The sequence below is a fragment of the Mycoplasmopsis bovirhinis genome, from assembly GCF_900660515.1.
GTDB lineage: Bacteria > Bacillota_I > Bacilli_A > Mycoplasmatales > Metamycoplasmataceae > Mycoplasmopsis > Mycoplasmopsis bovirhinis.
In genome coordinates this window covers 778,786-791,724 of record NZ_LR214972.1, presented here as the reverse complement: position 1 = coordinate 791,724, position 12,939 = coordinate 778,786, and the positions used below count along the sequence as shown (strand labels likewise).

Below are 12,939 nucleotides of genomic sequence, written 5' to 3'. Positions count from 1 at the left end.
ACATTCCTGTTAATTGCTAATTAATGTTTTATTAATTTAGTTTGTTTTGTGTTTATTTAGTTGTAGTAGTTTTAGCTAGAAATGAAGAATAATCATCTGCATATGGTGTACTTGGGAAAATATAGTTAGGGTTAACTAACCTATCAGAAAAAGATTCTGAAAGACTTGTATAAAAAGGATTAGGTAATAATCCTGAAATATTAGTTAATTCATTAGTAAATTTAACAAGCTCATCTTTCTTTAATCCATGGGTTGAATCAGTATTTAATCAAAGTAAGTATTGAGCTGATAAAAGTCCAGCACTAATATATTCAGTTTTATCAGTTTTAGTATCAATATCTTTTAAGACAATATTTGTATCAGTTGTTTTTTCGCTATCAATTACTTTGTGAGCTAAATAATCATTCAAGTTGCGTAAGTCCTTTGAAGTTAATTTTGATCATTTTTCAATAGGAATTGAAAGTTTGATAGTTTCTTTATTTGCTTCTAGGAACACTTTTAATTTATCAGCAGCTTTGACTAAAGTTGGGTAAGCAACTTGCACTTTAGCACGGTAAGCTTCATCATAAGCAATGGCAGCTAAAATAGGCATTGCAGAAATTCATGATCTATAGTCATTTGATCCATTAATTAATTCATAATCTGAAGTTCATCCAAATCTTTGTACTGGTGAAGGGGTATTTAAGTAATAACTGTAAAGTGATTCTAGTGCTTTATCACCATCTTTTAATTTAACAGCTGAAACTTCTAATTTTTCTGGATATAAACTATTTAAAATTTTAATTTGACTTAAAAATGCTGTTTCATTTTTAATATTATAGTTAACAAATCTATAAGAAATAACAAATCTAATTTTGTCATTTTTAGCAATTTCTTGAGGTGAAGAATCTTTAGGCGCAGTATATGATGCAAAGAATTCATCAAGTAATGTTTTAAGACGAGATTTTAAAGTTTCAAAAGCAGCTGATTCGTATTTTTGAATTGCTGTTTGACCAACAACATTGTTTTCTGATGGTCTAAGTTCAGTTCCTAATGAACCACCTAAATCAACTCTTTGGTTAGTGTTGCGATCAACAACAAAAAGTTCATTAATTTCGTCAGCTAATTTTCTTGGTGTTACATCATCACCTTGAACAATTGGAGTATCTTGCGCAACCCCTGTAAGTCATGCAATACCTGGTAAAGGTAAATGAGTTTCCCTTGCTGAGTGTGATCAGTTAATTGCTGTTGAAAGAATATTTCTAAATTCAGCAGCACGTCCTGAAGTTGTGTAAGTTAAAGTATCTTTAGCTTTTCCTTCACTAATATCTTGGTATGAATTACCTCAAAGTAATTGAGCATAAGCATCATTAAAGTAAACTTCATTATATTTTTGTTTGTTTTGGTGGTAGTTAGGGACAATTGCTGGGTAGTAGTGACCTGAAGTTGATTTTTTATTTAAAGTTTCATATTTTGATAACCCAAAAACATCTTTATTATTTTTAATTAAATTTTGAGTATTAGCATCTAATTGAGAATATGAAATAGTTGATGTTAATCCTGAAATAAATCACTCGTAGTTAGTGTTTTTAAATTGATCAGGAGTAAGTTGTTTATTTACGTGAACTTCTTGAATTTCTTTTAATCTACCTTCAGCATTTAGATAGCTTTGATCTTTATAGTGAGTATTTAAAATTCATCTTTTAGTTAAATCATCAGCATTATATCCTGCATAGTAGTATCTACCAGCATATAATGCTGTGTCTTTGGTTAAACCATATCAGTAAAGACCTGATTCTTTAGTTTTTCCAGTAGCAGTTGCAAAACTTGCAGCTGCTTCAGCTTCTTGATTTTTAGCGCTAGAAGCATAATTTCTAAGTGAAACTAAATCTTGATTTTTCTCTTCGATGTATTGACTTGGAGCTGGTAAATAGTCATAATTCCCAAAAAGAATGCCTTTGAAAAATTCCACAAATTGTGCAGCTTTAGTTTCATCTTTTTTTTGGAATACTAAATACTTTTTATCTCCATCACTTTTAATGAATTGTGATTCATCAATAATTTTATCAAAATTAATGTTGTATAGTCCGTATAAATATTTGTTTCCAAAAGTTGAATCTTTTTTAAACATATTATCTGATTTTGCTGTAATAGCTTTGGCTTTAGAATCTAAATCAGCTGTTCCACCATTTGCTAAACGGTATTTTTCATCTGAATATAAATATGTTCTTAAAATACCATAGTAAAAGTCTTTGGCTACAACTTTATACTTAGTTTTTTCACCTTTAGTATTTACTCAATATGAACTTTCATCAATTTCAACTTCAAATTTAGAAGCTTTAGCTAAATTTTCAAAGAATTTAGGGTTGTTGATTGATTTTGGGTCATTACTGGTTAGTTCAACAAATGATGATTTATAATATTTCCCTTGTTCAGTTGGTGCTCCAAGTGGATCAACATTATCATTATCATAAACAACTTCTTGTCCATCTACATATAATTTTATTGATTTAGCATATTCTAAATTTCATTTTAAGATTGATGGTTTAAGTACTTGGATTTTGTTGATTTTTGTAATTCCATCTGAAGATACTTCATTTGTTTCTTCAAATTCAGCTTTACCTGTAGCTTCGTGTCTAAATAATAAAGCTCCTGAAGCTGTGTCAGTTGCATTTGAAAAAGATCCTGAGTAAATTGACCCATCAAATTCTCCACGATTTTGTGCATATTCACTATTAATTTGAATACGGTAAATTTTTTGTGCTGCGTAGTTTCCAAAAGTTTTGGTTGGCATCTTTGCAGATTCTTGTCCACAAGATACTGCAGCAATTGGTAAAGCTAGTGAAGCAACAGCACTACCAATAAATCATAATTTTCTTTTTTTCATAATATATAAAATTCCTTTCTAATTTTTTAATGATTTATTTAAATAATTTTTGACCAATTTTTGTTCACCGTGTTACTAACTCTTCTAAATATGAATAACCTTCATCATAAAATTGGTCATTTGTAAGGTCTACACCTACTTTTTTTAATATTTCAAGCGGATAATCGTTTCCACCAGCACTTAAAAAGTTGCTAATGTAATTATCAAGTGCTTGCTTGCCATATTTTTTATATTGTTTAAAGAAGTAAATTGCTACTAATTGCCCTATGGCATACTTATAAACATAAAAGCCATAATAATAGTGAGGGACATAAATTGATTGAATAGTTTGTTTTTGTGAATATTTATAAGTATCAACTAACATATATTTCAATGAGTTTTGGTAATAAATTTTACTAATTGAATCATAACTTGAATTAGCTTGTCCTTTTTGAATTGCATTATATAAATCATATTCATAATTAGCTCATAAAACTTGTTTATGCACTGTTCCATTAAAGCCATTAATTAAGTTATTTAAAATATAAAATTTTAGTCTTTCATTATCTGAATGCTCAGTTAAATAGTCAAATAACATTAATTCATTAAATATTGAAGCAATTTCAGCTAAGAAAATTGGGTAACTAGCATTATTAATATCATTATGTTTATCTGAGTAATATGAATGCATTGAATGCCCTAATTCATGAGCTAATGTTTCGACGCTTCCTAGCGTACCATCAAAATTCATTAGAATGTATTTTTTCTCAATGCCGTATGTACCACCAATACTATAAGCTCCTGATCTTTTAGTAGTAGTGCTCATATAATCAACTCAATTTTCATTTAAGGCTTTATAAACTTGGTCATAATATTCTTGTCCAAATGGTTTTAAAGCTTTAAGAACTAAATCATTAGCTTCGGACACTGAATATTCAGTTTTTACTTTAACTAAATCACGCGAACTATCTCAATCATGAAATTCTTCTTTAAAACGTTTTTTATAAAAACTCTTGAGATTTTTAAGATATTTTTTGAGAATATATCTTTTTTCTGAGACTTTTGAAAAGAGCTTTTGCAAAATCTCATCGCTAACTTGATCATCATAAGTAAGCATCGAAACAGCTGAATCATACTTACGGATCTTAGCTTCAGAAACTAATTTGTTAAAATGTTGGTATAAAAGTTCAGCAAACGAATCTTTATGTTTAAAATATGCATTTCAATAATTTTGGTAAGCTTGTTTGCGCACTTCTTTAATATTAGATTTCAATAATTTAGTGCGTTTAATTGGATCAAGCTTTGTTTTTGAACCATTAGGTAATGTTACATAACCATAATCCAGTTCACTATCACTTAAAATTCCAAATACTGTATGTGGATTAGGTTCACCCAAAGCACTTTGCACTAAATATTCTTCGACTTTATCATCTAATTTATATTTTTGTGAATCAATTAAATCTTCAATACCCCTTTTGTAAGATTTTAACCTCGGGTCATCTTTTCAAAGCTTAATTTTTTCTAAATTAGCAAAGAATCTTGGTAATTCTGAACCAAATTCTTGGCTTAATTCATGAGATTTAAATTCAAATTCATTATCTAATTTAATATATGCTGGATTTGTTAAATCAGTATTTAAATTATTTGAAATATAATTATAAATCTTATTCGAAACTAAGGTTTGCTCATCATTGAGTTTTAAATCTTCTAAATAAGCTTCAATTGAATCATATTTAGAATCTTTAACTTTTATTCTTGCTTTAGTAAGTTTTTCATATTCATTAATTCAATCATGAATACTTTTACCTTGCAAAATATCTTCTAAATCTCATTTATATTTATCTTCAACATGCTTATGATTTTTATATTGTTTGATTTCCATATTTGCTCCTTTCTAAATAAAAAAGTCTTGCAGAGTATAAATCTACAAGACTAATTTATATAAATTATGTAAGAAAACTTACAAAGTTTTAATTATAAATAAGAAATGTAAATCTATAGCTCCAATGGTGCTATGCACCAAAGAGTAGAAATCTTTTATGATTTTCTACCAACACTTAAAATTGCCACTTTAAGTGCTTCGGCTTTTATGTCCTTTCAATATCCTACGTATGCCTACTTAAATATTTACTAATACTAAAAGCTCCTCTATAGAAAGTTAACTCATAACAGATTTCTAACTACTTAATCTGTTATGAATAACAACCCAACAGATTAATATTAAAAGATACAAATGTTATTAATTAACATTGTATGTAAAATATTAACATTAATCATCGTGAGTCTATTGTTTTTCATGGATTTATTATAACATAAATTTTTAAAAAACAAGCAAAAATTCCTTAATTTTCATACTTAAATTTTTAAATATTTACTAATTATTAAAAAGTTAGAAATATCATTTTTAATATATAATTTAAAGCATGAAAAAAATAAGCAATATTTTTGACCTTAAATCAACTGAGATGCGAATTGCAGAAAAATCCTTAAAGAAAATTAATTCTCTTGAAGCAATTGTATCAAAATTCACTGATGCAGAGTTAAAATCAAAAACTGCCTTTTTTAAAGATTTACTTAAAAAAGGTTATAGTTTAGAAGATATTCGTGAAGATGTTTTTGCTGTAGCTAGAGAAGCAACTAAAAGAGTTTTAGGTAAAAGACCTTTTGATGTTCAAATCTTAGGGGGTTTACTTTTAGACCTGGGTTCAGTAGCTGAAATGAAAACAGGAGAAGGAAAAACCATTACTTCAATTGCTCCTGTTTACTTAAATGCTCTTTTAGGTAAAGGGACAATTGTTTCAACAGTTAACGAATATTTAACCGAACGTGATGCAACGGAAATGGGTGAAGTATTTAATTTCTTAGGATTGAGTGTTGGAATTAACAAAGCTCAGCTTGATCCAAGTTCAAAACGAGCTGCATATGCTTGTGATATAACTTACTCAGTTCACTCTGAATTAGGATTTGATTATTTAAGAGATAACATGGTTACTAATAAACATGAAAAAGTACAACGTGGTTTATACTTTTGTTTAATTGATGAAGTTGACTTAATTTTAATTGATGAAGCTAAAACACCATTAATTATTTCAGGCGGTGATAAAGAAGATATTAGCACTTATTTTGCTGCTGATCAATTTGTGCGTACTTTATCTCACCAAGATTATATCATTGATGAAGAATCTAAAGTTGTTGCTCTAACACACTCAGGAATTCAAAGAGCTAATGAATTTTTCAATACTCCTAATATTTACAATATGGAAAATAGTGAAAAAATTCATTTAATTCAAAATGCTTTAAGAGCACATAAGATTATGCGCATTGACGTAGAATATATTGTTCGTGACGGTAAAATTGAATTAGTCGATGCTTTTACTGGTAGAATCATGGATGGTCGAAGCTATTCAGAAGGGTTGCAACAAGCTATCCAAGCTAAAGAGCAAATCGAAATTGAACCTGAAACTAAAACCCAAGCAACTATAACTTACCAAAACTTCTTTAGAATGTTCAAAAAACTTTGTGGTATGACTGGAACAGGTAAAACTGAAGAACAAGAATTCATTGATATTTATAATATTAGAGTTAATGTTGTGCCAACTAATAAACCAATTGCAAGAATCGATGAGCCTGATTCAATTTTTTATGATTCAGAAGATAAATGAAATGCAGTAGTTGAAAAAGTTTCAGAGCTATACCAAAAAGGACAACCTGTCCTTGTTGGTACTTCACAAATTGAAGACTCAGAAGTTTTACATAAATTGTTACTAAAAAAAGGAGTGCCTCATACTGTTTTAAATGCCAAACAAAATGCTTCTGAAGCTGAAATTATAGCTAAAGCTGGAGAAGTTAAAGCTGTAACAATTGCAACTAATATGGCAGGTAGGGGAACTGATATTAAACCAACACCTGAAGCAATTAAGTTAGGCGGCTTATATGTATTAGGAACTGATAAAGCAGAAGCAAGGAGAATTGACAACCAATTAAGAGGCCGTTCAGGACGTCAAGGAGATGTTGGAACTAGTAAATTCTTTGTTTCTTTAGAAGATCAATTAATTCGACGCTTTGCTTCTTATGAGCAATTTCAGGAAGCATATGCTAATAAAAAAGGAACAGAAATCTCAAGTAAAACATTACGTTTACAATTTAATTATGCTCAAAAGAAAATTGAAGGATTTAACTATGATTCACGTAAATCAGTGCTTAATTATGATGATGTAATTCGCCAACAACGTGATTTAATTTATGCACAACGTGATTTAATTTTAGCAACTAGTAATGTTGATTTCATTATTAAAAGAATGTTTATTTCAGCTGCTAAATCAGTTGTTGAAAATGATGAATTTCACACTCACAGCAACTATGATTACGATGCATTAGTTAAATTTTTAAATGAAAATATTGGTCAGCTAGTTTCATTTAACTTTGATGTTTCAGATATAGTTAAAGTCCATGAAACTGACTTACCTGAATATATTGCTAATATTATTCTTTCATTATATGAAGAATGAATTAAGAATGCTAAAAATAATGCTGAAGAATCAGAAATTGCTTCATTACAAAAACAAACCATTCTATCCGTTTTAGACGAGCGTTGACAACGTCAAATTAACCGCATGGATAAATTACGCTCCAACGTTAATTTAGTGCAATATTCGCAAAAAAATCCTTATCAAGTGTATACAGAAGAAGGAACTAAGTTATTTGAAGCAATGCTTAATGATATTGCTTATAAAGTTATGATTCAAATTCTTAAACATCGCATGGGTAAAAAATCATTAATTACCAAAGCAATGAGAATGGATCCTTTATTCCAAACGATGATGCAAGTCTTCACCTTTGATACTTCTAAAACAATTGGAGAATTTGAAAAAGAAGTTGTGGCAAAATACCAAGAATTGCAAAAACGTACTGCTGATTTATCAAATAACCAGCAAAATAATTAAGCTAAAAAATACTAAATAAATAATGTAAGTTTGTGGTATAATAAATCTGCAAAATACACAATCTTAATTAAGGAGTTAATATGAGACAAAATAAAAGTGATTTAAGAAAATTAAGACGTCAAGATGCTAATATTAATCCTCAAGAACACGGAATAAGATTCAAAAGATTTTTAGGAGATGATTCTAATATGGAAAATGTATACCGTCCTGTTGGCGGACAAGCTTGCGGTAAGAATTGCCAAGCTAACAAAAATGCCAATGTACTTTTAGCCTTAAAATCAAAACACTTACTTAGTTTTGAACCTTTGGCAAAAGAATTTTTAGTTTTCTTTGAAGAAATTCTAAAATAATAATTAACCTTAATAAGAACCATTAATTTATTATGGTTCTTTATTTTTGAAACGGAGGAAAAATGTTAGAAATACAAAATTTAAGTAAAATCTTTAGCGACAAAAAACTCTTCGAAGGAGTTAACTTAAAATTTACTGAGTCAAATACATATGGAATTATTGGAGCCAATGGAGCAGGTAAAAGTACCTTTTTAAAAATTATTTCTGGCCAAGTTGAACCTACTAGTGGACAAATTATTAAAGAAAAAAATAAACGTATTTCGGTTTTAAGCCAAGACCATAATGCTTATGACTCATATAATGTCACTGATGTAGTTATTATGGGTAATACTGATTTATATGCTATTATGCAAGAAAAAGATGCAATTTATGCTAACCCTGATGCTACGATGGAGGATTACACCCGTGCTGGTGAATTAGAAGAAAAATTTGGTGATTTAGGTGGTTGAACAGCAGAAAATGATGCCCAAGAATTATTAAGTAATTTAGCAATTCCTAAAGAAAAATGAACTGCATTAATGAGTGAATTAACAGCAAACCAAAAAATTAAAGTGCTTTTAGCTAAAGCTTTGTTTGGTAATCCAGATATTTTAATTATGGACGAACCAACTAACCACTTAGACTTACGTTCAATTAAATGGCTTGAGAACTTTTTAATTGATTATCCAAATGTTGTAATTGTTGTAAGCCACGACAGTGACTTTTTAGATTCAATTTGCACCCATATTGTTGATATTGATTATAACGAAGCTAAGATTTATACTGGGAATTATTCATTTTGAAAACAATCCTCAGAATTAGCTCGTGAAATGATGAAACAAAGTAATGTTAAAAAAGAAGCTCAAATTGAAAAACTAAAAGAATTTATTGCTCGTTTTAGTGCTAATGCATCTAAATCACGGCAAGCCACTAGCCGTAAAAAAGCTTTAGAAAAAATTACTCTTGATGAAATTAAACCATCAAACCGTAAATATCCATATGTTCATTGGGAAATGAATCGTGATCATGGTAAACAAATTTTAAATGTTGATAATTTAACATACCATAATGAAAATGGAGAATTATTATTTGAAAATGTTTCATTTTCATTAAAACCTGGAGAAAAAATGGTTATTGTTGGTGATGATGATATCGCTAAAACACGTTTGTTAGAGTGTTTAATGGGTATTAAAAAACCAACAGGTGGAACTATTGAATGAGGTCAAACAATTACCCCAAGTTATTACCCAAATGATAATAATTCATATTTTGAAACTGATGAAAATATCTTAGAATGAATCTCAAAATGACCTTTAGAAAATAAAGAAAAAATAAACCAAGAAAATGATGATGCGCGTATGCGAGGATTCCTAGGTCGTATGCTTTTTAGCAATGACACAGTTTTTAAAAAAGTGAAAGTAACTAGTGGTGGGGAAAAAGCTCGTTTAATGTTTTCAAGAATGATGCTCTTAGAATCTAATTTCTTAATTTTAGATCAACCTCTTGATCACCTAGATACTGAAAGTATTGATTCAGTTATTGAAGGTATTAATAATTATAAAGGCGGGGCAATTTTTACAACATATAACCGTGCTTTTGTTAACCAATGTGCCAATGTAATCTTAGAATTACAAAGCCCTCAAAATAGTTTTTTATTTAGAGGAACCTTAGAAGAATACGAAGAATTGCAACAGGATTAAAATGCAGCGCTTTTTTGTATTTGAAAAAGAAGATGATTATTTTATTTTATCCAAAGAAACACTAAAACATTTAAATGTTATTCGCATTAATCAAAATCCATTTATTTGCGTTTATCAATCTAAATTTTATAAGTGTGTCTTAGAGTCTAATAAAGCAAAAATAATAAATAAATTAGATCAAAATCATGAATTTGATTTTGATGTAACAGTTGCTTTATCCTTAATTAAATACGAACGATTTGAATGAGCATTGCAAAAACTCGTTGAATTAGGAGCAACTAAAATTATTCCCTTAATTACTTCATATACTAATGGAGAATTATATAAATATGACAAATTTATAAAACGTAAAAAACGTTTTGAATCAATTATTCAAGGAGCAGCAGAACAAAGTTTTCGTAATATTTTACCTGTACTTAGCGATCCAATTCATTTTAACAAGTTAATTTTACATACAGCAAGTTTAAAGATAATTGCACACGAAAAACAGGATTGTTCAATATCAATGATAAACGATATAAACCAAGATACCTTATTTGTAATTGGACCAGAGGGCGGCTTTAGCGAACAAGAAATTGAATTAGCCTTGGAACATGGCTTTAAATGTTTTAGTCTTGGAAAACGTATTTTAAGAGCAGAAACTGCTGCAATTTATTTAATGAGTAAAATAAAAATCTAAAATTAGAAAAATATTCTTTTTCTAATTTTTTTATTATAACTTAGACACCAAAAAATAACGTAAAAGTAAAATACCTAAAAGTTCAAATTAAGTATGTATATACCCTAAAACTAGCGAAATAGAAGTAGGCAGAATACTCAAATGGAATTTTGTCTATCCATATAATTATGGATTTATTAAACATACATTAGATTGAGATGCTTATGAAATTGATATTTTAGCATATTCAAGCAAAACCTTTCATCCTAAGCTAAAACTAAGTGCCACATTATTGGTGCTATGAAAATGATCGACGATGGTGAAACTGATACAAAAATTAATAGCAGGCATAGCGATGTTTGTCGCGTAAATCATATTCAAAATTTAAAATATCTTCTTTATCACATATAAAATGAAAACGTGAAGATATTACATTTATTTTGTTTTTAAAGGTTTTAATATGAAATATAAGAATATAATAACTTACCTAAGCAAGAATTCATTGAAAAATATTACAACTTCGCCCAGAATAATATTCTAGTTAAAACAAATAAAGTTCCCACTTATGATAAATCATAAGTGGGAATTTATATATTTAAATATAACTAAGTATGTTTTAACTTTAGATTTATGAATTAGTTTTTAAAAATACACATTAATCCCTTATTAATTTTGTTATAATTATAATAAATATTTTTAATTAAAAATAATATGAAAAGCAAAACTAATGAAAAAAACATTGAAAAAAATTATTAAGTATTCAAGTATATTTTTAACAAGTACTTTAGTAATAGTTCCTGTAAGTTTATATACATGATATAGAGTTGAATATAATCAATTCATATCACATTCTAATATTAATTCAAACACTTATTGAAATAAAGATCGTACCTTTTTACTCTAGAAGGATTATCGCCACAATTATTTTCAAAAGATAATGATAGATTTACAAGCAATGACCAAAATATATTGTATTCTCATTGGGAATATGGCAATATATCTGAACGTCTTAACGAAAATGTTGATCAAAGTGTTGACAATTGAGTTTATGCGAAGAAAAACATCCAAAATACCACATATTTATTTAAAAATAAAAATGAATTTATAAATTTATTTTTAAAGATAAATCCTAATTATTATAGAGATGCAAATTTTATAAATAAAGAATTTAAAGAGTTACTTGATACTGTAGATTTTAGTCAAAAAGATATTATTTTATTAAATAATTATATTACAACAAGCATGCCAGGTAGGGGAGATCGCCGTAAACTGGGTTGAGATATAAAAAATTATAATTATAATGATTCAACTAAAACATTAAAACTAAATTGAGATAAAAATTATCAGCAAAATCATAAATATACATGAATAGGATATAATAATATTTGAGTTTCTGATAAAGCTTTGGGGTCTAATTATTGATACCGTAGTTTCTTTATCATTGTAGATAAAACTAATTTAAGTGATTATAAAGATTTAAAAGTTGAAATGGAATATGAGTGGTTAAAATAATTTTCAATATAAGCCAGAATTTTAACTGAAATTCTGGCTTATATTTATATTAAACAAGTTTGTTTTCAATAAGATTTATATCAACCAAACTAAGTGTCATTGGTAAAATAAGTAAAATCAAAATCTAAAAATTAGATAATTTTAATTTTTAGATTATAATTAAAGCATGCAAAAAATAGATGTTAAAATTGAAATTCCAAAAAATTCAAGAATTAAATATGAACACAACCGCAAAACTGGCGAAATTGAAGTTGACCGTATTTTAAGAGGTGATTTCCTATATCCATGTAATTATGGTTTTATTCCTAATGCACTTGATTGAGATGGTGATGAATTAGATGTATTATTATACTCAAATGAAACGTTCCATCCAGGAGTAAAACTTTCAGCTCGTATTATTGGAGCTATGAAAATGATTGATGATGGTGAAACTGATACTAAGTTAATCGCTGTACACAGTGATGATTATCGACTTGATCATATTCAAAAACTAGAAGATTTACCATTGCCTTTTTTAGATACTATTAGAACTTTCTTTAGCACTTATAAAAATTGAAAACAAGAAGGAATTACCACAGTTTCAGGATTTGAAGGAATTGATTATGCAATTCAAGAATACAATGAATGTCTTAGTTTGATGCAAGAATATGGTCAACTACCTAAAAAAGAATTCATTGAAAAAATGAAAAAACTTCACCCAGAAAAATATCCAAGTTAAATATTATAGCCATTTATAAAAATTAAAAGTGGCTTTTTTATTTTTTATAATATAAGATCATTAAGGAAGTATTAAAATGAAAAAATAACTAAGAAAATAATTAAATATACTAGTTTATTTTTAAAATGTGCATTAGTAGCTGTTTCAACTATTTTATATATATAATGTAAAGGAAATAAAGCGAGTTAAAATAAACATACTTAAAGTTCTTCAAATACTTACTGTAGTTAAAGT

The 12,939-nt window shown here is 27.9% G+C and carries 10 protein-coding genes and 1 riboswitch; of the genes, 8 read left to right on the top strand and 2 right to left on the bottom strand.

Features of this window, described 5'->3' with window-relative positions; all coding sequences use genetic code 4:
* Positions 1–52 precede the first annotated feature (52 nt).
* Together EXC44_RS03310 and pepF are read right to left on the bottom strand one after the other, a co-directional pair.
* Complete coding sequence (locus EXC44_RS03310) at positions 53–2,866, bottom strand: OppA family ABC transporter substrate-binding lipoprotein (RefSeq protein WP_129621824.1); 2,814 nt, start codon at positions 2,864–2,866, stop codon at positions 53–55.
* Between the two features lie 34 nt (positions 2,867–2,900).
* On the bottom strand, positions 2,901–4,727 hold the full coding sequence (pepF, locus tag EXC44_RS03305) for an oligoendopeptidase F (protein ID WP_129621823.1): 1,827 nt from the start codon (positions 4,725–4,727) through the stop codon (positions 2,901–2,903).
* 108 nt (positions 4,728–4,835) lie between these two features.
* Positions 4,836–5,004, bottom strand: a riboswitch (Lysine riboswitch).
* Between the two features lie 264 nt (positions 5,005–5,268).
* Here pepF and secA point away from each other — a divergent pair.
* The 8 genes from secA to EXC44_RS03270 all read left to right on the top strand — a co-directional run bounded on the left by secA (position 5,269) and on the right by EXC44_RS03270 (position 12,705).
* A complete protein-coding gene (secA, locus tag EXC44_RS03300; RefSeq protein ID WP_129621822.1) occupies positions 5,269–7,788 on the top strand; it encodes a preprotein translocase subunit SecA in 2,520 nt (839 codons plus the stop codon).
* 80 nt (positions 7,789–7,868) lie between these two features.
* Positions 7,869–8,138 carry a hypothetical protein gene (locus tag EXC44_RS03295; RefSeq protein WP_120160250.1) on the top strand — a complete coding sequence of 90 codons (270 nt, stop codon included), beginning with the start codon at positions 7,869–7,871 and terminating at the stop codon, positions 8,136–8,138.
* Positions 8,139–8,200: 62 nt separating this feature from the next.
* The gene (locus EXC44_RS03290; protein ID WP_129621821.1) at positions 8,201–9,817 is read left to right on the top strand and encodes an ABC-F family ATP-binding cassette domain-containing protein; all 1,617 of its coding nucleotides are present in this window, start codon (positions 8,201–8,203) and stop codon (positions 9,815–9,817) included.
* 1 nt (position 9,818) lies between these two features.
* Entirely contained in the window at positions 9,819–10,496 is a 678-nt protein-coding gene (locus tag EXC44_RS03285) for a 16S rRNA (uracil(1498)-N(3))-methyltransferase (RefSeq protein WP_129621820.1), read from the top strand.
* Between the two features lie 279 nt (positions 10,497–10,775).
* Positions 10,776–10,886, top strand: a complete 111-nt coding sequence (locus tag EXC44_RS04110) for a hypothetical protein (RefSeq protein ID WP_129621819.1) — start codon at positions 10,776–10,778, stop codon at positions 10,884–10,886.
* 316 nt (positions 10,887–11,202) lie between these two features.
* Positions 11,203–11,379 (top strand): hypothetical protein, encoded by a 177-nt coding sequence (locus EXC44_RS03935; protein WP_165001852.1) that lies wholly within the window; start codon positions 11,203–11,205, stop codon positions 11,377–11,379.
* Between the two features lie 65 nt (positions 11,380–11,444).
* Positions 11,445–11,987: a hypothetical protein gene (locus EXC44_RS03275; RefSeq protein WP_129621818.1), complete on the top strand. Its 543-nt coding sequence runs from the start codon at positions 11,445–11,447 to the stop codon at positions 11,985–11,987.
* Positions 11,988–12,153: 166 nt separating this feature from the next.
* Positions 12,154–12,705 carry an inorganic diphosphatase gene (locus tag EXC44_RS03270; protein ID WP_129621817.1) on the top strand — a complete coding sequence of 184 codons (552 nt, stop codon included), beginning with the start codon at positions 12,154–12,156 and terminating at the stop codon, positions 12,703–12,705.
* The last annotated feature ends 234 nt before the right edge of the window (positions 12,706–12,939 follow it).